Raw genomic sequence first — 25,057 nt, 5'->3', positions numbered from 1 at the left:
CCAATCAAGAAATTCGAATATCATGGCAGAAAACACCAAGTTTGATGAGTTTGATATCAGGATACTGCGCGCGCTCCAGCATGATGGAATAATCCCGATAAACGATCTCAGCGAACAGGTCGGGCTAAGCCCTTCGCCCGTGTCGCGGCGTATTCGAAATCTGGAATCATCTGGCATCATCACGGGCTATCGCGCGGTCATTGACGAGGCGGCGCTGGGGTTCAGTGTCTCGGTTTTTGTCTCTGTCCAGTTGGACAAACAAGTAGATGAAGCACTGGCCCAGTTCGAAGCGGCTATTGCAGAGTTTCCCGAGGTTGTCGAATGTTGGTTGATGACGGGTAACCGCGACTATTTGCTCAGAATCGCGACAACGGGTCTTAAGGAATACGAACAATTTCTGGTCGGAAAGTTGACCAAGGTAAGCGCCGTGGCTTCAATTGAATCCTCAGTTCCCTTGCGGCGGGTGAAAGCCGGAATGGCCAGGATTCCCTAGACTTCACTGAAGATGGAGGCCTCCTCACTGAATCCGGCAGGCCCGGTCCGTCGCCATATGAGAACAGCACTGCAAACTGGTTTGTCATCGGCGCCACAGGTCCATACGGTCCTCAAGTGCGGATGCCAGTATCCTGCAATCCATTCCGGCGAGGACGAAATCGACGGTCAACCCCGGATGATCCAAAAGAACCTCGGGCGATGGAATACCGCCAAGACCGAAATACAGTCCCGCAGAATTGACCGCCCGCCCAATTTTTTCCAGAGCCTCTACCATGGCAGGAGCTTTGGGCTCGCCGATCACGTCAAGATCGACAGATAGGTCGATACACCCGACCAGGATGCCATCGAGACCGGGGACATTGGCGATCGCATCGATGTTTTCGATGCCATTCGCTGATTCAATCATCACAATAGCCAGTGTGGTTCGGTTGGCTTCGTCCATGAGCTGTCTGGTGGGTTTTTGTGGATGACCGAGTTGGGGTGAGGCACCGCCCCAGGAGCGGGCCCCCACCGGCGCGTATTTGCACATGTCAACCAGTTGCCGTGCTTGCTCGGCAGTTTCGACATGCGGACGGATGATGCCCTGGACGCCGCTATCCAGCAGGCGAGCGATGTCGAACAGAGCGGCATTGGGGATCCGCGCCAACGGCGTCACATCCAGAACCCTCAACATATTGGCTAGCAGATCCACATCCTGGGGCGAGATCAGCGTGTGTTCCAGATCGATGAAGGCCCAATCGAAGCCGGCTTTGGATGCGAGCATCGGCACTTGCGCCGAGGCAGGCATGGACGCGGCAAGCCCGATGGCGGTTTTACCGGACTGCATCGTCCGGATCATGATATTATCGATGCTCATGAGCAGTCTCCTGATTTGTTACTCACTGGAAAACCTTTGCGGGGAGCCATTGAGAGATTTCCGGAAACGCGGAGAGTGCCAACAAACAGGTCAGCATGACCGCGTAGAATGGAGCAATCGATCGCAGGATATCACCGATCTTTAAATCACTGACCGAGGATACGGCAAAAATACTGAGACCGAAGGGAGGCGTCATCATCCCGATCATGGTGTTGAACACCATGACGATACCCAGTTGTTCGGGCTGTATCCCCAACGACAAGGCGATGGGCAGCAACACCGGAGTAAGCAGGATGATGATGGTCAATCCGTCGATAAACATGCCGACGACGATCAGGATCAGATTGATGACAAGAAAGAACACCAGCGGATTGTTGCCGATATTGTCGAAAGCGCTGGCGGCAAATTGGCTCACGCCCTCGTTGACCATGATAGTCGAATAGAGCGAGCCCGCAGCCAGCAGGATGACCACTGCCGAAGAACTGACGATTGCCGAGCGGAATGCCAGCCAAAGACTGGAAAACGTAAAGCGACCATAAGCCACCGCCAGCGACAGAATGTAGACTACCGCTGCCGCACCGACCTCCGAGGGACTGAGCAACCCGAAAATCATGCCGCCGGTAATTGTCGGGATGATCAGCAAAGTGGGGAGCGAAAGCGCGAGATCCTTCCAGAATGGCGTGCCCGATGGTTGCGGTGTTGGCTGGTGGACGCCGCTGATTGACCGCTTTCGCTTCAGCATGACGATGTAAATGCTGACAAAGATATAAAGGATCGCGGCGATGATGATGGCCGGAAGCACACCGGCGATGAGCATACGAACGCTCGAGGTGTTGGCTGCGATGGCATAGACAAGCAGCGGAATGCTTGGCGGGAAGATGGGCCCGATAGTGGCGCTGGCCATGGTCAACCCGGCCGCAAACGGCTTTTTGATTCCCTCCCGGTCGGATGCGTCAATCAGCATTTTTCCGGTTGCGCCGATATCAGCAAGGGCGGAACCCGACATGCCGGAAAAGACCAGGCTGAGGATGACGTTCAAGCGCAGAGAGTATCCGAATTTTTCGCGGAACATACGTTTTGTGATGCGTATGATATCCTTGGCAAAGCCGAACCTTGACAGCAACTCCCCCATGAATATGAACATCGGAATTGCGACTATGGTGAAGGTGTTGAGCGTCTTGTACATCGTATAGGGAACAATGGTCAGCGGAAATCCGCTGATATAGAAATAGGCAAAGGCTATCGCGATCAGCGACAGCACAATTGGAACCTGCAGCAACATAAAGATCGCGAAGACCGATAAGATCGTTAGCGCAACCATTTCGTCACTCCCCGCGCTTAATCATCTGGCTGACTTTCAAAAAACTCAAACACCAGAATGAGCAACCAGCTCGCGATGCCGTAAATCATCAGGTAGTAGACGTATCTCACCGGGATCTGCGCTGCCGTGGAATAGGTGTTCATCACACTCTGGAGCATACTGATTGAAAAAAAGCCGAGTGCAGCCAAGGTTGCCAGACCGATGATCCTGCTGATGATATCGAGGATCCTTCCGACGTGAGGCCCCATGAAAAGCGAAATGTAATCAATCCGGAAATGCTGCTTGTCTCTGGCCGCCGCGGCAGCGCCGATGAATACCATGGCGATCACTGCAAATTGCGACAATTCGAGCGACCACAATGTCGGATTGTTTTGATAACGGGTGACAATCTGAACCACTACGCTCAGGGTCGCAACCAGCAGCATCAGCGCAGCGACAACAGCGGCCAGGCCGCCTACGACTTTGCGAAATCGAGAAATAAACCGATCCATTGCCCGCTTGCTCCGACCCTAGTTTTCCATCGCGGTGGTCCGCAGAAAACCCTGCCACGAACCACAGTGACGATCCACATTCTAAATCTCGCGGACGATTTCCTTCAACTCGCTTTCGGTGAGCTTTTGATAGGGAACGGCTCCCAAATCCTTCTGAATGTTGTCGATCGTCAACAGCCGTGTAACGTCATAGGGACGGGCTTCTATGACAATAGAGGGATCATATTCCCATTCGATTTCCAGTACGGTCTCCGGTTGCTGCAGCAGGAAGGTGATTTTCTTGTATTCGAAGTTTTCACTGGTCAAAGCCCCGCCGACATCGCCGCGGAATGTGATATCGACGGCGCGGTCAACGATCCATCCGCGCTTGCGCAGGGCAGCCAGCCCGCGCTTTGCGACTTCTTCGGGATGAACGCCCATCCGCACCACCAGATGGCCGTGCTTGTTTCGTTGAACGTTGTACACCATCAACTCGAGCAGCCGGTGCCAGGGCGCGGAATCAAAAAACGCATCTATCGTCCCGGCGGCTGCATCATCCACCGGGCGGAACTCGAATTTCTTGTAGTGCTCGGCCATATAGGCGTCGTCCCAGATGTCAATATTCTTGCCGCCGATGGCCTCTTCGGCGGGCATCGGCTCGATGACGACTTCGGGGTTATAGCGCTGCATAATCTCGAAATGACACCTGGTCTGCGGCGCGATGTAATAGCAATTGGAGAATCCCGGGCCTTCGCTCGTCAGCCAGATCGAGCGTCGCAACGGTTCGTCTTGTTTGGCGAAGTAGGCGCGGGTCAGATAGAGCAGATTGGCGGGATGGATTGACGAATCGACCGACAGGTGCGCATGGCGCACGCCTTTCTTGAGCTCGATCTGGTCAAGGAAAGAGAGCCAGAAATCTGATTTATAAAAGTTCGCCAGTTCTCTCTGTATTACTTTCTTCATGTCTTCACTCCGTTGGATGGGCCGATACGGTCGATTGATGCATTGATGGCGCGGTGCTTTGGAGGGACCTCTCCTGACCATGCGGGCTGATGTATTCACCGTCTGCAGCAGCGCTTTGCTCAACCGCGATGGCAATTTCCAGGGCACGCTGGCTGTCGGTTATCCCCGGCCCGGTCTGAATTCCGGATTGCAGATCGGACACGAATGTCTCGAGCCTGGGGTAATATCCGTTGTGATGATAACTCTGATATTCCAGCCTGCTGACATTGCTGTAGTTGGGTTCCAGATATTGCGCCGGAGACGGGATCTCGACACCGGACTGGTGTGAACTCTGGGTCTGGCCCACCGCTAAAGGCGGCTTCTGCCAGGTCAGCTCCCGCAGATTGACAAGCGAAACGAAATTTCTGTCGCCGCGGATCTCCAGCGATTCCGCACCCTTGGCCGACCACAGTCCCAGGGAGCTGAGGAAAAAATTGCCGACGGCGCCATTTTCGAACTGGACGTTGACTGCGAAATGCGCCTGGCCTGATTGTTTTTCGTAGGACAGGGCTGAAACTCGGGAAATCTCGCCAAACAGGTAACGGGCCAGGTCGAAATAATGAATGGCGCCAACGCGCAGCAGATCTGTTGGCCCGTTGCGGTAGCCACCGGCAAACTTGCCGAAGAAATAGGACGGCGCGCCGAACTCTTCCAGAGCAATGATCGACTTGATCTGCTGGATGTAGGGCGAATAGCGCTTGTTGAAGGTCACTGAAACATTGAGGTGCGGTTTCGCCTGGGCGGCCTGCGCAACCTCAACCAGATGTTCCGCCATGATGAACATCGGTTTCTCGATGAAGACATGGAGGCCAGCCTTGATGCACTGGCATGTCAGCTGCGCATGGACGAAGGGCGGCGCAACGATGATCGCCGCCTCCGCATCGCAGCTTTCAAGCATGACAGCGGGATCAATGAATTGGGGACAATTTCCAAAGCGGCGCGATGCGCTTGCGGCGCGGCTGGGGTCCAGATCGCAAACCCCTACAACCTCGAGGCCTTCCAACAGGCTAACGGACGTGTGGATGACAACCGAGGCATGCTCTCCACAGCCGATCAATACCGTTCGAATGCGCCTGGATGCATGAGAATTGCTGTTGTTTGACACATGATCACCATGATTGTGGATCCGGCGGCGCACAAGGATCTGCGGTCACGCGCTGTCGCTTGCAGCCGGAATCCCCGGCCGCCGGATTCGTTTTATGAAAGTTTTGATATGTGGTGAAGTGAGACCGGGCCGACGGCTCGGCGCGCTATTTCATATCCTTGATGGTTTTCACCCAGTCGCCCCATGTGTCTTTGTAGTCGACATAAAGCTGGTCGGCCTGGTCGATGAAGGCCTGACGATCCAGCCCGTCTTCCTGACGGATAATTGTGACGCCCTTTTCTTTGAGAAACACTTCATATTCGCCAAGCTTCTTCGGGTTGTATTCTGTCTGGAACCACTCCTTGGCCTTGTCGAAGGCTTCATTGAGGGCTGTCTGCTGCGCTTCAGACATTGAATTCCACTTACCCGCATTCATCCAGACCCCGGCGAAGGTCACGACATGTTCGGTTTTCATCAGGTATTTGTTGACGTCGTAAATACCTTTGCCGATGATATCATGCCACTGGTTTTCCTGGCCCTCGATAACATTGGTCAGGATTGCCGAAACCGTTTCGGTGCTCGGCATCGGTACGGGAACAGCGCCAAAATTCTTCCACATGTCACTCCACAGCGGCGACGGGATCACCCGCATCCGCTTGCCCTTCAATTGGGCCGGACTGAGTACGGGCTCCTTCATCGTCAGGTCGCGGACGCCAAAGTTGAAAAAGCCGAGCAGTTTGATGCCATCACCCAACATTTTCTCATTAATTTCAGTGAAGACGACGCTGTCACGCGCAGTGACGTTGTCGAAGTGCTCGTTGGATTCGATCAGGAACGGGGCCTCCAGAAGGGATATCCAGGGTAATACATCGGCTGCCAATGTCGGCGAAACCTGGGTAATGTCCGCGATCCCCGCACGTACGGGCTCCAGGCTGTAACCTGCCAGCGTGCCGCCGGGATGAACCACGATCTTGATCGAGCTGTCCGACAATTCAGCCGCATAGTCCGAGAACTTTTTGGCGAATGCGATTTGAGCTTCCGCCGGACCGGCGGTATCGGAATAGTTGAGAACGATTTGTTCGTCATTTGCGGCCAGACCGGGGGATGTTGCCAATCCTCCCAAAGCACAGCCGCCTATCAATAGGGCCAGGGTTTTCGATTTCCATATATTCGCGAAGTGTTTTGCCATGATGTCCTCCTCTATGGCGCTGCAGTTCCGATCCTGCGACTCCTCCAGCCGCACAATCGTTTAGGTGTCGTGCTGTGATTGGTGAGCGACGATATCGGTCAGTTTTTGCTCGGCTTCGAGCTTGCTGGAAAAGTCAAAATGCTCGCGGAGCTTTGTTTCAGCCACATCTTCACGTTTGAGAATGATCGCCTTGTAGATATCCCGGTGGCACTCAATGAGATCCGGAATCAGCTCCGGCTTGATTGTGGTTCTTTGGCGCCGCCGCAAATGGCTGTGGCGCATCAGCTCAGAGATTGCCCGATAGACCGTAATCAAAGAGGCACTGTGACTGGCCCCTACGATTGCGCAGTGAAAGCGAAAATCGGCTTCCGCGCCGGCCGTCGTGTCGAGCGCTGTATCGAGCAGGTCTGCAAGACAGCGCTCCATCAGGCTGAGGTCGCTTGACGTGGCGAAGTTGCAGGCAAGCCGTACGGCCTGGGATTCAATGGCAATGCGCGACTGGATGATGTCCGACAGCGCGTCACCATTCTGGGCCAGATAGAATGTAAAATATTCGGAAAACGACTCGATACTGATCCTGCCGACATAGGTGCCGTCGCCCTGTCGGGTCTCCAGAATGCCGAGAATGGATAGGGAGCGCGTGACTTCGCGCAGAAGCGGACGCCCGACATCAAGCTTCCTGGCCAACTCGCGCTCATTGAGCAGCCGGTCTCCCGGCTTGAGCTCACCTGTGATGATCGCGTCACGAATGCTGGCGATGACTTTCTCGGACTTCGATGTTTCAGCGACAGCTTTCATTATATTGCCCTTACCTTGGTAAGACCAATTAACATGAAGGCTTCAACGGCGTCAAGTGGTGGTAGGTGACGCTCTCAATATGGCGAGCGATAATATGGCGAGCGATTGCAAACTGCGCGGGAATGACGTCGTTCGCTTGAAAGTGGCGGACGACGATGTGACCTGGTTGGCCGCAAAAATATCGCCGGGTCTATGTCGTTAAGCGGCGGCAATGGTTGTGAGTTTCCTCGTACACCAGCGAACGGAATCGAGACGCAATCATGTTCAAAAAATGGTGCAACCGGCGCATTTTGATGGTCGGAACATCTTTATTCTTGCGGGGGATTGCACAGTGTGGACACCGCACGTCGGTTCGACTAAAACTCGGGCGGGGGCATGTCATAACAGTGGAACTAACAACCATGACAACATCGCTCCCCGGTGGAAGCTCCGCCAAAATCCTGGTAGTCGAAGACCAGATGATAATCGCCATGTTCCTGACAGACCTATTGGATGATCTTGGTTTTTCTGTGCTCGGACTTGCGTGCAACGGGGCCGAAGCTTCGAGACTGGCCGAACAGGAACAGCCGGATGTCGCCATGGTCGACATCAGCCTGGCTGCTGAGCGTGACGGGGTTGAAATCGCTCGCGATCTTGTCGACCGGTTCGGGACCAAAATCATATTCATGTCCGGCCATGACGGTGTAGCGGAATGGCCTGAGGTTATGGCCCTGTCTCCTGTCGCAGTGTTGAACAAGCCCTGCTTGCCAGCCCAAATTGAGGCTGCATTGCACCAGGCGGTCAGCACCGCTGTTTCAGTCTAGAACGATCACTTTCGAACAAATTCAGTCACACGTTCCCGGTGAAGGAGCGGCGTGTTATCGCTATGAGGATAAACCATGGAAAAGACCCTGAACGACGATCAGGCAATGTTGAAAGACAAACAGCTCCTTGCTGCCCTGCGCGGGTTCCGACGGGGCGATTTCTCGACCCGCCTGCCAGAGAGTTTTACAGGGACCGACGGCGAAATTGCCGAAGCGTTCAATGATGTCGTCTCCCAGAATCAAGCGCTGACGAATGAGTTGGCACGCCTGCAGAAATCCTTCGGGCGGGACGGGCGGACGGGCGAGCGCGCAAAACTGGATAATGTATCCGGTGGCTGGCGGCACAGCATCGATTCCATCAACGAGCTGATCGGTGACACCGTTCAGCAAACGGCCGAAATTTCCCGCGTTGTCAGCGCAGTGGCGCAAGGCGATCTGTCGCAGTCGATGGACCTGGAAGTTGATGGACGCCGCCTTAAGGGCGATTTTCTGAGTGGTGCCAAGACGATCAACACTATGGTCGACCGTCTCGGCATCATGTCCTCAGAGGTGACGCGGGTGGCGCGCGAGGTTGGCACAGAAGGTAAGCTGGGCGGCCAGGCCAAGGTCAAAGGCGTCGCAGGCACATGGAAAGATCTGACCGACAATGTCAACGCCATGGCGACCAACCTCACCGGCCAGGTTCGCAACATCGCCGAGGTCACCACCGCAGTTGCACGGGGTGATCTGTCGAAAAAAATCACAGTTGATGTGAAAGGCGAAATTCTTGAGCTGAAAGACACCATCAATACGATGGTCGATCAGCTGAACTCCTTCGCTTCAGAGGTGACACGGGTTGCCCGCGAAGTCGGCACGGAGGGTCAACTGGGCGGCCAGGCAAAGGTCGAAGGCGTTGCAGGTACGTGGAAGGATTTGACCGACAACGTGAACTCGATGGCGGGTAATCTGACGGTGCAGCTGCGCGATGTGTCCAAGGTGGCGACGGCGATTGCCAGTGGCGACCTCACCCAGAAAATTACCGTCGATGTGCAGGGCGAGATCCTGCAGATCAAGGATGTCATCAACACCATGGTGGATCAGCTTTCGTCTTTCGCTTCCGAGGTGACGCGCGTGGCCCGTGAGGTTGGCACCGAGGGGCAGTTGGGTGGCCAGGCTCAGGTCGAGGGGGTTGATGGCACCTGGAAGGATCTGACGGAAAACGTCAACGCCATGGCAACCAACCTGACCGGACAGGTGCGCAACATCGCCGAGGTGACCACGGCGGTTGCACGGGGCGATCTATCGAAAAAAATCACAGTGAATGTCCAGGGAGAAATTCTGGAGTTGAAGGACACGATCAACACCATGGTCGATCAGCTGTCTTCGTTTGCGTCAGAGGTGACGCGCGTCGCCCGCGAAGTGGGAACGGAGGGCAAGCTGGGCGGTCAGGCCAAAGTGGAGGGAGTCGCCGGCACATGGAAGAATCTGACCGACAACGTGAACTCGATGGCGGGCAATCTGACGGTCCAGCTGCGCGACGTGTCCAAGGTGGCGACGGCGATTGCCAGCGGCGACCTCACCCAAAAGATCACTGTAGATGTGAAGGGCGAGATCCTGCAGATCAAGGATGTGATCAACACCATGGTGGATCAGCTGTCGTCATTTGCCTCCGAGGTGACGCGTGTTGCCCGTGATGTCGGCGGCGAAGGCAAGCTGGGTGTTCAGGCAAAGGTCGAGGGAGTCGCAGGTACCTGGAAGGATTTGACCGACAACGTGAACTCGATGGCGGGCAATCTGACGGTGCAGCTGCGCGATGTGTCCAAGGTGGCGACGGCGATTGCCAGTGGCGACCTCACCCAGAAAATTACCGTCGATGTGCAGGGCGAGATCCTGCAGATCAAGGACGTAATCAACACCATGGTGGATCAGTTGTCGTCGTTTGCCGACGAGGTGACGCGCGTCGCCCGCGAAGTGGGAACCGAAGGCAAGCTGGGCGGCCAGGCTCAGGTCGAGGGTGTTGATGGCATCTGGAAGGATCTGACGACAAACGTCAACGCCATGGCAACCAACCTGACCGGACAGGTGCGCAACATCGCCGAGGTGACCACGGCGGTTGCACGGGGCGATCTGTCGAAAAAGATTACTGTGGATGTGAAAGGCGAAATTGAGGAACTCAAAGATACCATTAACACCATGGTCGACCAGTTGAACTCTTTTGCGTCAGAGGTGACGCGCGTCGCCCGCGAAGTGGGAACCGAGGGCAAGCTGGGCGGCGAAGCACGGGTTGAGGGTGTCGATGGCACCTGGAAGGACCTGACGCAGAATGTCAACGCGATGGCCACCAATCTGACCGGACAGGTGCGCAACATCGCCGATGTCACCACTGCGGTTGCCCGCGGCGACTTGTCGAGAAAGATCACCGTAGATGTGAAGGGCGAAATCCTCGAGTTGAAGAACACCATCAACACCATGGTGGACCAGTTGAACGGCTTTGCCTCCGAGGTGACGCGGGTGGCCCGCGAGGTGGGCACCCAAGGCAAGCTGGGTGGCCAGGCCAAGGTCGAGGGCGTTGCCGGCACCTGGAAGGACCTGACCGACAACGTCAATATGATGGCCACGAACCTTACCAATCAGGTGCGCGGCATTGCCCAGGTCGTCACGGCAGTAGCCAATGGCAATATGAAGCGAAAGCTGACCGTTGACGCCAAGGGCGAAATCGCGGAGCTGGCGGAGACCATCAACGGTATGATCGACACGCTCGCCACGTTTGGCGATCAGGTGACCGACGTGGCCCGCGAGGTTGGGATCGAAGGTAAGCTGGGCGGCCAGGCCAAGGTGCCCGGCGCGGCAGGTCTGTGGCGCGATCTGACCGATAATGTGAACCAGCTTGCCGACAATTTGACCACGCAGGTGCGCGCCATTACCGAGGTCGCCACAGCGGTTGCTGATGGCGATCTGACCCGGTCCATCTCGGTTCAGGCATCGGGCGAAGTTGCCGCGCTGAAAGATAAAATCAATCAGATGATCGGTAACCTGCGCGAAACTACCAAATACAACGAAGAGCAGGACTGGCTGAAAACCAACCTTGCCCGGTTCACCCGGATGATGCAGGGCGAACGTGACATGGTCACCGTATGCAACCTGGTTATGTCAGAAATTGCGCCGCTGATCGAAGTGCAGCACGGGGTCCTTTATGTGCTTCGCCACGATGCCGAAGGTGACGGCCAAGCGGACGAAAAGGAAAAGGTGTTCGAGCTGACTGCCAGCTATGCGCTTAACGAGCGCAAGCATATCTCCAACACCGTGACCATGCGCAAGGGACTGGTTGGCCAATGTGCCTTTGAACGCCAGCGCATTCTGGTGACGAATGTCCCAAATGACTATGTCACGATCAATTCGGGCCTTGGCGAGGCCCCACCGTTGAACATCGTGGTGCTGCCGGTCATTTTCGAGGAAGAGGTCCTTGCCGTGATTGAGTTGGCCTCATTCCAGCGGTTCACTCCAATTCACCTGTCGATCCTGGATGAACTGGTTGAAAGCATCGGCATCGTGCTCAATACGATCAGTGCCGGGATGCGTACCGAAGAGCTGCTGAAGCAGTCGCAGATTCTGACGCGCGAACTACAGAGCCAGCAGGAGGAACTGACCAACACCAACGACCGGCTTAAGCAGCATGCGGTGACAATGCGCAAATCCGAAGAACTGCTGAAATCCCAGCAGGATGAGTTGCGCACCAAGAACGAGGAACTGGAAGACAAAGCCGTGCAGCTGCAGGTTGAGAAGCGCCAGGTCGAAGCCATTAACCGCGAAGTCGAAACCGCCCGTTCATCGCTTGAGGAAAAGGCGGAGCAACTGGCGCTGACTTCGAAATACAAATCCGAATTCCTCGCCAATATGAGCCATGAATTGCGCACCCCCCTGAACAGCTTGCTGATCCTTTCGAAGCTGCTTGCCGACAACACCCGCGGCAACCTCAACCCCAAGCAGATCGAACAGTCAGAAACGATTCATTCGGCTGGTGCCGATCTTCTGCGGATGATCAACGATATTCTCGATCTGTCGAAAATCGAATCCGGCACGGTCGACCTTGACATCGAAGAGATGCAGTTCGAGCAGTTCGCGCATCAGACCGAACGCACGTTCCGCGAGATAGCTGAACAGAAGAAGGTCGAATTCACCATCGAGATAGGTCGAAATTTGCCGCGAAGCATGACAACGGACGCCATGCGCCTGCAGCAGATCATCAACAACCTGTTGTCGAATGCGTTCAAATTCACAGATGAGGGTTCTGTTGCGCTTACGGTCTCTGCGGCTAAAGCCAATGAAGTGGACAGCTTGCGAATCGAACACTCCGAGGATGTGGTCACCTTTTCCATCATTGATACCGGCATCGGGATCGGGCCAGCGCAACAGCAGATCATTTTCGAGGCCTTCCAGCAGGCAGACGGTACCACCAGTCGACGCTATGGAGGCACCGGCCTGGGCCTGTCGATCAGCCGCGAACTTGCCTCGTTGCTGGGCGGAGAAATTCGCTTGTCCAGCGAAATCGGCAAGGGCAGTTCCTTTGTTCTGGTTTTACCTATCAAGAATAGCGCGCCGGTCCAGCCGCGCCGTGCGGACGCACCGGCGCTCAGCCATGAACGGGTCAACGCTCCGCTTGTTGCGCACATTGCGCCCGCCGAAATTGCGGCGCCGGCGTTGTCGGTACCACAGGCGGTCCCGTCAGAGGTGCGCGACCAGCCCTTGATCATGATTGTCGAGGATGACCCGATCTTCTCGCGCATTCTGAGGGAAATCGCCGAGGAACAGGGATTTTCCAGTATGTCGGTGGCGCGGGGCCGTGAGGTTATGACCGCCATCCGCCAATATCGCCCGGATGCCCTGAGTCTTGATATCCAACTACCCGATATCGACGGTTGGGCGCTGCTGGACATGATGAAAAGCGAAAACGCCACCCGGCATCTGCCGATCCACGTAATCTCGGTGGTTGAGGATCAAATACGCCTGCGTTCGCATATGGGCTCTGTCGAATTCAGCGGCAAGCCCGCCAGTCGCGATGAACTTAAAGAAGTTTTCACCCGGCTGAAACTTCTCACCGATCGCAAGGACCGCGCCCTGCTGGTGGTGAATTTCGGCAAGACCAAGAGCGCCGCCGAAGCGTTCTATACCAAGGTCAAGACACTGAAAGTGCTGACTGAAACGCCCCGTAAAGCGACCGCAATGGTCAAGGACCAGTCGTTTGACAGCATTTTGATCACAGGCACCAAGTTGACCCGCGAGTTCGCCGAATTGCTGCGCACCATCCGCCAATCCGAAGTGAATGTCGACGTGCCAGTGCTGTTGGAGCTTGAGACCGAGCCCGACGCCGCACAGACCGAAATGCTCGCGGAGGTGGGGGCAATGACATTCACCGCTTCGCACGACCAGGCCCAGATACTGGATGAATTGATCAGTGCATTGCATCTGCCAGTGGAGTCATTGCCAAGTGAGGTGCGCGCTTCCGTTACTGCTCTGCAACAGCGTGCGCCCATCCTCAAAGGGCTGAAAATCGCTGTCATCGACGATGATGTGCGCAACATTTTTTCCCTGACGGCTCTGCTTGAGGAGCACGAGATCGAAGTGCTTCAGGCCGAGAATGGCCAGGATGGTATCGAATTGCTCAAAGACAACGAAGGGGTGTTTGCGGCACTGATCGACATCATGATGCCTGGTATGGATGGCTACGAAACCATACGCCGTATTCGAAAAATGAAGCGGCTCAAGGATCTTCCCTTGATTGCGATCACCGCCAAAGCGATGCCGGAAGATCGTGAAAAATGCTTTGAAGTCGGCGCTTCGGACTATCTGTCCAAGCCAGTGGACAATGACGAGTTGATCGCTGTGCTGCGCACATGGGTAAAACGTAGCAGCGAAAATGATGAAGCTTTTGGATGATATGTCAGAAAATTCGAAAAATCAGAACGGAAAAGGCAATCAGCCGGTGGCCAGAATTCTTGTTGTTGATGACGATGAGGGAAACCTCGTCGCGATGGAGGGAATCCTCGCCGATCTTGGCCATCCCGTTGTCTGTGTGCGTTCAGGCGAAGACGCCTTGCGCCAGGTATTGCGCAACGAATTCGCGGTGATCCTTCTGGACGTTCGTATGCCTGGCATCGACGGCTACGAAACTGCCGAACTTATCCGCGGAAGGATGCGCAGCCGCAGCATCCCGATCATTTTCCTGTCGGGAGTGGACAAGGACCCGTCGAACCTGTTTCGCGGTTATGCGACCGGTGCTGTCGACTTTGTTTTCAAGCCAGTCGAGCCGATGGCGTTGCGCTCCAAGGTAACGGTTTTTGCCAACCTCTATAACCAGGCGCAGGAAATCCGCCGCCAGGCCGAGCATGAAAAACGTCTGATGGCCGAGAATCTGCGGGTCAAGCTGCGCCAGATGGAAGTGGTCGAGGCGCTGGACCGTGCCCAGATTCAGCAATCTCTGGTCATCGACACGCTGCCCATCGCGCTTTATTCAGCGTCGCCGCAAGACCGCTATCAGACACGCCGCTTTGTCGGTGGGAATATCGGGCGGCTTCTGGGGGAAAGCGAGGATATCCTGACGGATGTCGGGGCCAACTGGCTGCAACATGTCCACGAGTCTGACCGAGACAGGCTGGCGACAGCAATCGACAACGCCACCGAGACTGGACGGCTTGAAATTGAATACCGGTTCAACGGCCCCGGTGATAATCAGCGTTGGCTGTTCGAAAGGGCCGGGTTCCGTAAAAGCGAAAATGGCGGCCCGCCAGAGATGTACGGAATTCTGTCGGATATCTCCAGTCAGAAAAGCCTCGAGGGACAGTTGGTCCACGCCCAGAAGATGGAAGCCGTTGGGCAGATGAGTGGCGGCATCGCACATGATTTCAACAATATGTTGAGCGTTATAATCGGAAGCCTCGACCGGGTGCTGGATGCATCCGACCTTTCGGAGAAAACCCGACGCAGGCTGGACCTTGCCATGCAAGCTGCCAACAGTTGCGCCGATCTGACCAAGCAATTGCTCGGATTTGCGCGACGTCAGTCGCTCGACCCCCGGCACCTTCAGCTAAATGAGGAAATTAACCGGTTCCAGGGGCTGTTCGATCGCCTTCTGGGCAGTTCGGTAACCACGGAAATCAGCTGTCCCGAGGATTTGTGGCCGGTATATCTGGACCCCTCGCAATTCGAGGCCGCCATTGTCAATCTGGCCGTAAACGCCCGGGACGCCATGCCGGAAGGAGGTCGTTTGACCATCGGCGGCGAAAACCTGTCTCTGGATTCCGAGGCGGCCAAGGCGGCCAATCTCAAGCCGGGCGATTACGTCCGCCTGTCGGTGGCCGACACCGGGACAGGAATGGATCAGGCCACACAGAAGAAAGCTCTGGAGCCGTTTTTCACCACCAAGGACCCCGGCAAGGGAACCGGCCTGGGGCTCAGCTCCATCTACGGTTTCATGCGCCAATCCGGCGGGGGACTGGAAATCGACAGCGAGCCGGGCAAAGGCACGGCCATGCACTTGTACCTGCCGCGCTCCAACGATCCCGCGTCCGCTCGTCGCACGGAAGAAGGCGGCCCCACGAGCGAACGTTTCGATGGTCTCAAAGTGTTGGTGGTCGAGGACAATGACGACGTTCGCGAAGTCGCAGTTTCCATGCTGGAAGCGTTGGGATGCGAGGCGTCAACGGCTGCAAGCGGTGATATCGCCGCAGCCTGTCTGGACGATTATCACGACATATCCGTCCTGTTTACCGACTGCGTCATGCCCGGAAAATTGGACGGCGTGAAACTCGCCGAAACCATGACAAGCCGAGACCCCAACCTTGTTGTCATATTCACTTCCGGCTATCGCGGGAAGGAAGTCCCATTGCCAAAGCGCAAATCGGTATTTCTGCGCAAGCCCTACACAACCGCCCAACTTGCAAGCGCGCTGGTCACGGTGAGCCGAAATACACCATAACACGGTAAGCTCGGCCACAAGGGTGTGATAGTGCTGCGGCCAACCTGCCAGATCAGGCGGGTTCGCCGCTCAAGACACGCCGTGCCGGATGCTACTCGGCGGCCGGGTTCTTTTCGATCAGGATATCCGCCAGTACGCTCATATCGGGTACGAGTTTTTCATCGCCTGCGGGGAATTTTCCGTAAGAGAGCATATAGGCAATGACGTCGATATATTGCTTGTCACTGAGCTGGCCCGGGTTTCGGATGGGCATCGTGGTACGGGCGTATTCGAAGAGCGCGGCCAGGGTGCGGCCGTCCCATTCACGCAGGAAAGCGACCCCTGCCAAGGGCGGGCCGGGCGACATGTCCGCTTCATCGGGGGCTCCGTTCAGTCGGCTGCCGTGGCAGGCGGCGCAAGCGCCCAGATAGATTAGCCGGGCGCTCTTGGCCTGGGACTCGGTGTAGACGCCGTCCAGGATCGACCGTGATGCCTCCGTCACCTTCACAGTGGTCAGGATCTGCGCCGCCTCGGTGGCCGTGACGGGACCGAAATCGTTGCTCCATGCATTGCGGATATAGCTTGCGACAGCGGCGATTTCCTCCGCACCCAGATCCGTAAAGGCGGGCATCGCCTCTTTGCCTGCCCGGACCTGCCGCACTATGAAAGCGTGGTCGGCAAGACGGCCATTGCCGTTAAGCGCAGGGAAATTTGGCGGTACGCCTTTGCCCGTTTCCTGGTGGCACGCTGCGCAGTTTTCCTCGTAGATCGCCCTGCCCTGATCGAACAGCGGTCCGTTCCCCTCCTGGGCTCCAGCCTCTAGGCTCACGGCAGCAAGAATCGACGCTGCGACGCCAACGACCCGGAAAACTACTTTTTTCATCGCAAGCTCCAGTTTATTATGGATTGAATATCGGTCTGTTTGCAGCACTTACCAGTCCTTCGACTGGGGCGGTTCGGCTTCCAGTGCGGCACGGGTCGTGACGTCCTTGTTCACGTCCATTTCGCGCCGCATTGGATAATATCCGCGTCCCGAAAGGAAGACCGAATAGCTTCCGCGCGCCACTCTGATCTCGGCGACACCTGCATCATCGGTGCGGGCACGATAGGGATGCATGACGACACTCATATTTCGCAACGGCTCGTCCTTCACGCTGTCTACAGCCTCAATCCGAACGGTACAGTTTGCTCGCGTCACAGTGTGCACGCCAAAGCAGATCACTGCTGCTTGGTGTGAATATGCTGTCTCGTGTGAGGTTGCCTGGATCTGCCACTGGTACTGACCGCTGGTGTCAGGTGCCGTCAGGTCCACCTCGACGAAATAGAGGCCGTCACATTCCGGCCAGAGCGCGCCGGAAATCCGGGCCGCACCGACTTCCGCGTCGAAGTGATCCATGATCGCCACCCTGCGCCCTTCCATGTCACAGCCGCTGGAGCATTTCAGGCCGATTTTGATGGAAAAACGCGCGCCGGTCTCGATCGCCGATGGCACATCCCAGACCATCAGGCGCGTGGCGTGAGGAGCCACTACGAAGGAGAATGGGGTGGACTGTCCGGTGAATGGGCGCAGGGCGTCGTCTTCGTCTTCCTCATCCGATACAACCATTGCGGACCAGGTGTAGCTCCCCGGTAAATCGGGCGCGCAGACAGTAGCCCGCGAGGCGATGTTCACCGTACCATCGAAATCCTTGAACAGGACCTCCACCATCCGGTTGCCATCGTGATCCAAAATCCAAAGTGGCGATCCCCTCAGATCGAAAGGGGGATCACATACCACTCGGGCCGTTAAAATGAATTCAGCACCGGCCGCCACTTCCTGAGGCGAATTCTGGACGTCGCAAGATCTGATCGTGAAGCTCATCTTTCGTACACTCCGTGTAAATAGACCGTATGAAGAGATTTGCCTGGGTCCCGACCACCTCAAGCCTGAGGCGCGGCCCGGGCGGGAGGGTTCCGTCCGGGCCGCGTCTGATCTGCGTGCAGCTATTGGCCTTCGACCGCGGCGCCGCTGTTGACGGCGTTGGTAGCGGCGATGTAGCCGTGCACCGTAGCGCGTCCAAGTCCGTGCATCTGGCCACCACCACTGGCTTCGCCGCCAGCGTAGAGCCCCGGTATCGGCTCGCCTTCCATGTCCAGCACCTGACAATTCCGATTGATCCGCAGGCCGCCATAGGAATCGTGCCAGACGACCATAATCGATGCAGCATAATATGGCGGCTTATCGATCCGGTGCATTGGCGCGTCGTTCTGACCGCGCTCAAAATCCGGATCCTGTCCGTTGTCGACATATCCATTCCACTGCGAAATCGTGGCGGGCAGGTGTTTCAGTTGCATACGCTGGAATTCGTTGCCGGCAAATATCTTCTCGGCAAGTTCCTCGATTGTGTCGGCCTTGAAGAAGGTACCGTTCTCCGTCGAGACGAAGGGTTCGCGTAGCGGAAAATCGCCCCTATCTGCACCGGCCTGGTCGAAGATCGCCCAGATGGGTCCGCAATAATATTCAGGTGCTTCCGATCCCTCGTTGATCTGAATAGCCGCATCCACGCCGTGCGAATAGTCATACATCTCCCGAACCCACTCCGAGCGGCAATTGCGCCAGTCATAAGGCGTGTGGTTGTTCCACTCATTGGGAACCCCTTGCGCCTTGCCGCCGGGATAACGCGGTTCGATCGCTTCGTCCGCCAGCAGCATCTCATTGAAAAAGCGCTTGCCGACCTGGTTGACGGCGATCAGATGCTCAAAGCCCGCCTGCCCGATTGAGATACCGGCAGATTTCCGGAAGGGAAAGGTCGGATGTCCCGGATACATTGAGGTATAGGCGTCGCGGGTGGCGATCCGCGTCTGGATATGATAGGTCCGCCTGCCGAGATTCTGGTGAAGCCCGTCGAGGCTGGCGCCCACTTTGATGCCTGCCTTGATGCCGCTGGCATTGGCCGCACGTCCTGCGCCACCCAATAGCGCCCAGCCACTGGTTGGAAACCAGGGCTCGTTCATGCGCGGGTAAAACTGGCTGCGGAAGGTCGGATTGCCGGAATGGCCACCGGTGCCGACAACAACTGCCCTGCGCGCCCGAATCCGAATCTTTTCGCTGGTTTCTTCGATATTGCCCTGGCTCCAGTAGCTCGTGAGCTGCTCGCCGCTATCCGGGTCGTGGCGCGGTTTGTAGCTCGCTTCGACGCCTATTACCCGGCCGGTTTCGTCGCGTATCATCTCGTCCATGTGGCGGTTGAACATGAACTGGACACCTTTTTCGCGCGCGGAAAATTCCAGACACCGCGCCATGATACCGCCGCCCCGGACGGCATCTATCGTGGCCTCCTGCGCTCCGATAGACTGTTGTACCGGGCAGAATGGGCTGGCGCGTTCAGGGTCGGCAACTCCCGCGTCCTCGGCGGTAATCGTACCCGCCTTGATGTCTGTAACCTCGCCGATCTTGAGGAAGCAATAAGCCGCACGAGCGCGTGAAACGCCGCCGCCAAAATGGGTGCCATTTATGCGGGTGAAGCGGATATAATTGTCGATCAGGAACTGCCGCGTGGCAGGGCAGTTCTCGGCCCAGCCACGGTGCTGGTCGGGATTGTTGAAACGATAATAGCCATAACCCTGTTCGTCGAGCACGGACCAGTCGGTGACGTCTTTGAAAAGCAACTCGACATCGTCTTCAAGCGCCCCGGGCGGCACCAGCGAACCGACAGTGATAAAGCCCTCGGCATCAGCTTCATTGTTGAGATCGCGCATCTGAACGGGATCGCCACCGCCGAGCGACACCCAGGACCCGCTGTGCATCATCCGGCCACCGGCATCAAAGTTCTGGTCGATCACCAGAACCGAAGCATCAAGGTCGCGGGCCCGAATTGCCGCGGGCAAACCCGTGCATCCGGCCCCAAGGACCACTATGTCGGCTTCATAATCCCAATTCATTTCCTCATGGCTGGCGGCAGCAGCGGGTCCGGTGCCCCCGGCACTCAATGCTGCGGCACTTACACCGGCAGCAGCGCTGGCCTGAAAGAAGTCGCGACGGCTCAGCCCTCCGGCACCTTCGTCTTTGATCTTGGGGTGGTCGATCTTGGGGTGTTTTTTGTTGTCAGACATTGCGGTTCCTCCGTTCACGCTGTGTGATCCAGCGCATATTGGTTGAATGCACGGCTAGGCGCACGCTCTGCTCCGGCCCGGATGGCAACCTGATCGGGCTCACTGTTCGAATGTCTGCGCCTGGGCTTGGATCAACGCCACGATCCGGTTCCGCATCCACGGTGACCGTCGCGCCCCAGCTTTCATTGCAGCCCGAATTCGGCACGCTACGCTGTTCGGCAAGGCCGTCTTTCGTGTCTAAGACACACCATGACTTGCAGCACCGACGCACATGCGAGCAACGCAGGCTATGCCCGGCAGCCCGTCTTCTGATTGCGTGACGCCGTCAGAAAAAAGCTATGCTAACAACCTAGCAGCCGTCCAAATCAAAAATCCGCTAAGGGCAAGTCAAAAAATGACTAGCTGCGCGGTCAGGCCGTCTTTGCCTGTGCGAGCGACGGCATCACGATTCCTGTCAGATGCCCCAAACGACGACTCTCGGCTCCAATTTCGCGGAAGAAATCGTCCAGAAGGTCATCCAGAAACGCCAGCAAAGGAAACTCCGCCTCGGTCGGCGGCTGGGCGCTGTGCATGATGAATTCGAGCGTCATCTCAAGCGGCGGATCGACGATATCGTGTATTTCGAGTTCGCCGCGTGCAACAGCATCTACAACGTAATCGGAAGGCATGATCGACGTGCTTCCGTATTGAATAATCATCTGATTCAAACCCGGAAGAGAATCAATTTCGTAGACGATGTTGGGAACCAGGCCGAATCCGAGAGCAGTTCTGGACACAATGTCGAGCGCATGGCTGGAATCCCGGCGAACAACGAGATCAGTGGCAAGCGCTGCGGCAAAAGATATCGGGCGTCGATCAGGCAGGGTGCCGGGACGTGAAACCAGAACGAGTGGTTGCCGCAGGATCGGCATCGCGCGCAGCGCCCCGCCCGAGCCGACGTCATGGGTAAAGATATAATCGAACTCGCCGGCCTCCATGCCCCTGATCAGTTGATCGCGCAGCCCCTCGGCCAGATGCAGATGCATGCCAGGCACCCGCCTGTCCGCTTCTCGCACTGCCCGCGGCCCGATCCCATGCATCAGGGTCGGAGTCAGCCCCAACGAAACTTCGCGACGTGCCCCGGCGGCAAGACTGGCCACCTCCTCCGCCAGCGCATCCACACTCTGGAGAATCTGGCAGGCGCGGTCATATATGTAGCGGCCAGCCTTGGTGACCGTCACGCCATTGTGATGCCGACGCAACAGCACCGTTGCAAGCCCTTGCTCAAGCATTCGAATCTGTATTCCAAGCGCCGTCTGCGCCACATGAAGCTGATCAGCCGCGCGGCTGATGCTTCCGGCATCCACCACATGGACGAAATATCGAAGTTGTTTTACGGTCGGCGCGGGGGTGGCCATCACAAGCTCCTGTCCGGCTATATACAGATCGTACAGATCAGTCGTTTCAACGGGTCCGTTGACGATGTCTACAGACCAACATTATCGAATTTTCGGACAAATTGAAAGTTGATCCACGGGGACAGCCGGTCACGTCCACCTCGCGCTGCAGCGGATAGTCTCCGAGCACCGGGAGAAAGACCGATTGGCTGAAGTGGAGCACGCGACAATGAATGTGACGGTGAAGCGCTAGAATGTTTCATGATTACAGAAAAGGTACCCTGACAATTGCTATCAACGCTTGCTTTGAACTCCGCGCGCTGCAGCCAGGCTGCCCACCCAAATCCCGATAGTTGCACCAATCAGCGCACCGGACAGGAATTCAGACAGCCAGTGAAAGCCGAAGGTGACGCCGATGCCGATGAAGGCGGCAAGGGCAAAGCTGACATGATGCAGGGCGCGCGCTGCGGGCAGTGCCACCGCAACGGCAACAGCCACCGCAAATGCCACCGTGGCGTGGGACGATGGCCAGCCGCCCAGGAGTGCTTCGTTCATGAAGCCGAATTTGAACGCAGCGCTGTTGTCAGCGTTGGCCAGGTCAAGACCAAAATTGTGGTGCGGCGGTGACGCCCGTCCGGAGAACGCCTTCAGCGTCATGGAAACCACTAACGCAAGACTCGCTGCAATCAGCGCCGCCACCCCGGCGAAACCGTAACCTCGTCCTGGCCGCAACACTCCGGCCAGCATCAAGCCGCCGGAAAGCAGTACGGGAAACGCGTAGCCAAACCCATCCGCAACCATCAGTGGCCCAAACAGACCCACATTCTGAATCAGGACGAAATAGGCCCAGTCCATCCCAGTCATTACGAGAAGAGCGGTCAGGAGCAGCGCCGCTGCAATACTGGCAAGGATCATCCACCAGCCCCGCAGCGTGCCGATCACGCGCCGGATTTCGATTGCAAATCTATTGGTGGCCCGTTCGCTTACCACTGGATGCCGTCGGCGCTGTCAGCAAAGCCGCGTTCAAGCGCGGCCTGGTTGCTCACCCCACCAAGGGGGCGGATGGCAGCATCGAGGCGGCGGGCGGCGTTGTAGCCCTCGGCGGCCCAGCGGCTGGCTGGCTGGCTGTAAGCAGAAGCATACCGGGCGGCGAAACTGCCGGGTTTTTGAGTTTCATCCGCGCGCCAGCTGTTGGCGCTGGAAAGCGTCCCAGGAGAGATAACCACGCTTTCTGCACCGGTCTTTTCGATCTCGGCGGCGACGGCGTCGGAAGGCCCGATCACAACAGTAATGTCGGGGCGCTCGCCGGGCGCGGTTTTGAGGTCCGGGAAGCGGGTAGCAAAGCCATCGGACTGCGGCAGGATGTAGACATCCAAGCCGCCGAGGTGGCCATTCGATGTCTCATCTGCGTGACCGTCCTGCTCTGCTGTCGCCAGCAAAAAGCCCCGAAGTGCGTCGGTCAGAATCGTCTCCTGCTCCACCCCGACGGCTCGCAGTGCGACGATGAATTCATGTGAAAGAGCTGGTTGGGCCGGCAGCGCCAGAAATGACAGGAGACTGAAGGCCGCCAGCCCGGCAATACGTTTTAAACTGAAGGGTGCGTTGTGCATGATCTTTCCCGCTTGCTTCATAAATTGATGGTTTCTTTCAGATTTTTCCTTGCCAGACCCGGGGTCCGCGCATTGAATTCTGCCGATAACTATACCAGTCCGTGTCGAAAACAGAAGCGAACAAACTTGACAATTTCGTGTCCACTCTGGTGATCTGCTCTTGCTGCACAATGCATGTTCCCGCTCTGCTTCAGTGTCTGCCGGCATCTGCAATCCGACCACAATTTCGACATCACCGGTTCCCGCATACGCACGGAATTCCGGCAGTTTCACATTTGCCAGCTAACGCTGCACCAGTCCGCCAGCGAGATAGACAGATTCGTTGCAGGGACCGAGACCGCGAAGGAGCGTCACAAGTACCCCTTCGCAGTTTTCGGTAACCTCGCTTCTGTAACCACTTGCCTGATCCGGCTTGTTGATCAGAAATCGGGCCTTTCCGCCGAAGTCGTTGCGCCATGTCCTTTGCGCTTCCCTCGGAGCCAGTGTGCTCTATGCGCTCACCAGGATTCTGATAGGCCCATTCATTGCCGCCTCCGCGATGAGAGCGTCGTCGCTGTCGGGCGTGCTGAACACACTAAGTTTGCGGCGGCAGACGTTGCGAATGGAAAACCCGGAGAATTGATCTGGGTTTGATCTGGAACAAAGTTCGCACTCCCGAAACAGCTATCGTCCAGACATTATTCGGAGCAACCAAGGAGTTCGCCATGTCCGATAAACCCGATCATATCCCGGTCGATCAGGAGGCCGCTTTGAGCCCTGAGAAGGGTTTCGCTGTACCCGTCAGCCGACGCAATCTTTTGGCAAGCTCTGCCGGTCTCGCGGTCGGCAGCATGCTGGGCGCTTCGCCTGCAGTTGCCCAGTCTGCCGATACAATCGGCAGCCCGCACGCCGGTGCCGTCAGCAATTCCGGCAACCGGCTCTACACCGCCAACCCAACCCACCCCAACATCACCGACATCAGCCAAAATCCTGCGAACGTGCCCCCTCCTATCACCCGGACGGAACCTGCCACTGTCCGGCTCGAATTCGAAACGATCGAGATCGAGGGCCATCTCGACACCAATACCCGCTACCGGTTCTGGACCTTCAACGGCAAGATACCGGGGCCTTTCCAGCGGGTGCGGGTCGGCGACACGGTTGAGGTTTACCTGAAGAATAATGAGGAGAGCTGGTTTGCGCACAATATCGACCTGCATGCCGTGACCGGCCCCGGCGGCGGGGCTGCACTGGGAATGCCCGGGCCGGGCGAGGACTACAGTTTCCGCTTTAAGGCGCTCAACCCCGGTCTTTATGTCTATCATTGTGCGGTTGCGCCGGTGGCGCTTCACATTGCCAACGGCATGTACGGGTTGATCCTCGTGGAACCCGAAGGCGGACTGCCGCCGGTCGATCGCGAGTACTACGTCATGCAAGGCGAGATCTATACTGAAGAGCGGTACGGAACCACGGGTCTTCTGAACGAAAGCTACGACAAGCTGATCGACGAGCGAGCCGAGTATCTGGTTTTCAACGGCCATACTGGTGCTCTGACCGAACACTACCCTTTAAAGGCAAAAGTCGGCGAGACAGTGCGTATCTTTTTCGGTGTTGGTGGTCCCAACTACATCTCTTCGTTCCATGTGATCGGTGAAATTTTTGACAGGGTCTATCTGCACGGCTCCTTGCAAACGCCACCGCTGGAAAACGTTCAGACCATCGCCGTTCCGGCCGGTGGGGCTGCAATGGTGGAGTTCAAATGCGATGTGCCAGGGCGCTACGTTCTGGTCGATCACGCGCTGTCCCGCGCCGAGCGAGGTCTTGCCGGCTACCTCTACGTGGAAGGCGATGAGAATCCGGACATATTCGCGTCGCTTGACGGCGCACCGGCAACGGAAGGTTCGGAAAACTAGAAGCCCCGCGGCGCACTGCCCGGCCATCACTCCGCTAACGGAGTGCAAATAGGTCTGCCGGCACTTCAGAGTGCCGACAGACCAAAACCGATGAAGCTTGTCTGCGCAACGTTCCGGCGGCCAAAAGGGATGGAATGACCGG

Annotated in this window: 18 protein-coding genes; 5 read left to right on the top strand and 13 right to left on the bottom strand. The window is 56.9% G+C overall.

The window, feature by feature from the left end; all coding sequences use genetic code 11:
* The first annotated feature begins 22 nt into the window (after positions 1–22).
* The gene (locus RAL88_RS21230; RefSeq protein ID WP_306266201.1) at positions 23–493 is read left to right on the top strand and encodes an Lrp/AsnC family transcriptional regulator; all 471 of its coding nucleotides are present in this window, start codon (positions 23–25) and stop codon (positions 491–493) included.
* Between the two features lie 84 nt (positions 494–577).
* Here the strand turns inward: RAL88_RS21230 and RAL88_RS21225 are convergent, their stop codons facing one another.
* The 7 genes from RAL88_RS21225 to RAL88_RS21195 form a co-directional block, all read right to left on the bottom strand.
* On the bottom strand, positions 578–1,351 hold the full coding sequence (locus RAL88_RS21225) for an HpcH/HpaI aldolase/citrate lyase family protein (protein WP_306266200.1): 774 nt from the start codon (positions 1,349–1,351) through the stop codon (positions 578–580).
* A gap of 22 nt (positions 1,352–1,373) precedes the next feature.
* The gene (locus RAL88_RS21220; RefSeq protein WP_306266199.1) at positions 1,374–2,672 is read right to left on the bottom strand and encodes a TRAP transporter large permease; all 1,299 of its coding nucleotides are present in this window, start codon (positions 2,670–2,672) and stop codon (positions 1,374–1,376) included.
* Between the two features lie 17 nt (positions 2,673–2,689).
* Positions 2,690–3,163, bottom strand: a complete 474-nt coding sequence (locus RAL88_RS21215) for a TRAP transporter small permease (RefSeq protein ID WP_306266198.1) — start codon at positions 3,161–3,163, stop codon at positions 2,690–2,692.
* Positions 3,164–3,244: 81 nt separating this feature from the next.
* Complete coding sequence (locus RAL88_RS21210) at positions 3,245–4,105, bottom strand: hypothetical protein (protein WP_306266197.1); 861 nt, start codon at positions 4,103–4,105, stop codon at positions 3,245–3,247.
* A gap of 4 nt (positions 4,106–4,109) precedes the next feature.
* Positions 4,110–5,249: a Gfo/Idh/MocA family protein gene (locus tag RAL88_RS21205; protein WP_306266196.1), complete on the bottom strand. Its 1,140-nt coding sequence runs from the start codon at positions 5,247–5,249 to the stop codon at positions 4,110–4,112.
* Between the two features lie 145 nt (positions 5,250–5,394).
* Positions 5,395–6,417 carry a TRAP transporter substrate-binding protein gene (locus RAL88_RS21200; RefSeq protein WP_306266195.1) on the bottom strand — a complete coding sequence of 341 codons (1,023 nt, stop codon included), beginning with the start codon at positions 6,415–6,417 and terminating at the stop codon, positions 5,395–5,397.
* A gap of 60 nt (positions 6,418–6,477) precedes the next feature.
* Positions 6,478–7,215 carry a FadR/GntR family transcriptional regulator gene (locus RAL88_RS21195; protein ID WP_306266194.1) on the bottom strand — a complete coding sequence of 246 codons (738 nt, stop codon included), beginning with the start codon at positions 7,213–7,215 and terminating at the stop codon, positions 6,478–6,480.
* A gap of 401 nt (positions 7,216–7,616) precedes the next feature.
* On the opposite strand from RAL88_RS21195, the gene RAL88_RS21190 reads away from it, so the two are divergent.
* The 3 genes from RAL88_RS21190 to RAL88_RS21180 all read left to right on the top strand — a co-directional run bounded on the left by RAL88_RS21190 (position 7,617) and on the right by RAL88_RS21180 (position 15,969).
* The gene (locus RAL88_RS21190) at positions 7,617–8,018 is read left to right on the top strand and encodes a response regulator (RefSeq protein ID WP_306266193.1); all 402 of its coding nucleotides are present in this window, start codon (positions 7,617–7,619) and stop codon (positions 8,016–8,018) included.
* A gap of 75 nt (positions 8,019–8,093) precedes the next feature.
* On the top strand, positions 8,094–13,931 hold the full coding sequence (locus RAL88_RS21185) for a HAMP domain-containing protein (protein WP_306266191.1): 5,838 nt from the start codon (positions 8,094–8,096) through the stop codon (positions 13,929–13,931).
* Positions 13,912–15,969, top strand: a complete 2,058-nt coding sequence (locus RAL88_RS21180) for a response regulator (protein WP_306266190.1) — start codon at positions 13,912–13,914, stop codon at positions 15,967–15,969. The genes RAL88_RS21185 and RAL88_RS21180 overlap by 20 nt, the downstream gene beginning before the upstream one ends.
* Positions 15,970–16,060: 91 nt before the next feature.
* Here the strand turns inward: RAL88_RS21180 and RAL88_RS21175 are convergent, their stop codons facing one another.
* The 6 genes from RAL88_RS21175 to RAL88_RS21150 form a co-directional block, all read right to left on the bottom strand.
* Positions 16,061–16,831 carry a cytochrome c gene (locus tag RAL88_RS21175; protein WP_306266189.1) on the bottom strand — a complete coding sequence of 257 codons (771 nt, stop codon included), beginning with the start codon at positions 16,829–16,831 and terminating at the stop codon, positions 16,061–16,063.
* Between the two features lie 48 nt (positions 16,832–16,879).
* Positions 16,880–17,809, bottom strand: a complete 930-nt coding sequence (locus RAL88_RS21170) for a hypothetical protein (RefSeq protein WP_306266188.1) — start codon at positions 17,807–17,809, stop codon at positions 16,880–16,882.
* A gap of 122 nt (positions 17,810–17,931) precedes the next feature.
* Positions 17,932–20,040: an FAD-binding protein gene (locus RAL88_RS21165; protein ID WP_306266187.1), complete on the bottom strand. Its 2,109-nt coding sequence runs from the start codon at positions 20,038–20,040 to the stop codon at positions 17,932–17,934.
* A gap of 410 nt (positions 20,041–20,450) precedes the next feature.
* A complete protein-coding gene (locus RAL88_RS21160; RefSeq protein WP_306266186.1) occupies positions 20,451–21,437 on the bottom strand; it encodes a LysR family transcriptional regulator in 987 nt (328 codons plus the stop codon).
* A 273-nt stretch (positions 21,438–21,710) separates the two neighbouring features.
* Positions 21,711–22,358, bottom strand: a complete 648-nt coding sequence (locus tag RAL88_RS21155) for a phosphatase PAP2 family protein (RefSeq protein WP_306266185.1) — start codon at positions 22,356–22,358, stop codon at positions 21,711–21,713.
* Positions 22,359–22,399: 41 nt separating this feature from the next.
* Positions 22,400–23,299, bottom strand: a complete 900-nt coding sequence (locus RAL88_RS21150; protein ID WP_306266184.1) for a hypothetical protein — start codon at positions 23,297–23,299, stop codon at positions 22,400–22,402.
* A 431-nt stretch (positions 23,300–23,730) separates the two neighbouring features.
* Here RAL88_RS21150 and nirK point away from each other — a divergent pair, with 431 nt between their 5' ends.
* Complete coding sequence (gene nirK / locus RAL88_RS21145; RefSeq protein ID WP_306266183.1) at positions 23,731–24,915, top strand: copper-containing nitrite reductase; 1,185 nt, start codon at positions 23,731–23,733, stop codon at positions 24,913–24,915.
* Positions 24,916–25,057: the final 142 nt, after the last annotated feature.

The organism is Pararhizobium sp. IMCC3301 (genome assembly GCF_030758315.1).
Lineage (GTDB): Bacteria > Pseudomonadota > Alphaproteobacteria > Rhizobiales.
This window is presented reverse-complemented; position numbering and strand designations above follow the sequence as displayed.

Bases quoted from the DNA above. Each gene is read 5' to 3' on its own strand.
- nirK (WP_306266183.1), top strand. From the start codon at position 23,731: ATGTCCGATAAACCCGATCATATCCCGGTCGATCAGGAGGCCGCTTTG.
- RAL88_RS21190 (WP_306266193.1), top strand. From the start codon at position 7,617: ATGACAACATCGCTCCCCGGTGGAAGCTCCGCCAAAATCCTGGTAGTC.
- RAL88_RS21215 (WP_306266198.1), bottom strand. From the start codon at position 3,163: ATGGATCGGTTTATTTCTCGATTTCGCAAAGTCGTAGGCGGCCTGGCC.
- RAL88_RS21175 (WP_306266189.1), bottom strand. From the start codon at position 16,831: ATGAAAAAAGTAGTTTTCCGGGTCGTTGGCGTCGCAGCGTCGATTCTT.
- RAL88_RS21230 (WP_306266201.1), top strand. From the start codon at position 23: ATGGCAGAAAACACCAAGTTTGATGAGTTTGATATCAGGATACTGCGC.
- RAL88_RS21185 (WP_306266191.1), top strand. From the start codon at position 8,094: ATGGAAAAGACCCTGAACGACGATCAGGCAATGTTGAAAGACAAACAG.
- RAL88_RS21220 (WP_306266199.1), bottom strand. From the start codon at position 2,672: ATGGTTGCGCTAACGATCTTATCGGTCTTCGCGATCTTTATGTTGCTG.
- RAL88_RS21180 (WP_306266190.1), top strand. From the start codon at position 13,912: ATGATGAAGCTTTTGGATGATATGTCAGAAAATTCGAAAAATCAGAAC.
- RAL88_RS21195 (WP_306266194.1), bottom strand. From the start codon at position 7,215: ATGAAAGCTGTCGCTGAAACATCGAAGTCCGAGAAAGTCATCGCCAGC.
- RAL88_RS21225 (WP_306266200.1), bottom strand. From the start codon at position 1,351: ATGAGCATCGATAATATCATGATCCGGACGATGCAGTCCGGTAAAACC.
- RAL88_RS21200 (WP_306266195.1), bottom strand. From the start codon at position 6,417: ATGGCAAAACACTTCGCGAATATATGGAAATCGAAAACCCTGGCCCTA.
- RAL88_RS21160 (WP_306266186.1), bottom strand. From the start codon at position 21,437: ATGGCCACCCCCGCGCCGACCGTAAAACAACTTCGATATTTCGTCCAT.
- RAL88_RS21210 (WP_306266197.1), bottom strand. From the start codon at position 4,105: ATGAAGAAAGTAATACAGAGAGAACTGGCGAACTTTTATAAATCAGAT.
- RAL88_RS21170 (WP_306266188.1), bottom strand. From the start codon at position 17,809: ATGAGCTTCACGATCAGATCTTGCGACGTCCAGAATTCGCCTCAGGAA.
- RAL88_RS21165 (WP_306266187.1), bottom strand. From the start codon at position 20,040: ATGTCTGACAACAAAAAACACCCCAAGATCGACCACCCCAAGATCAAA.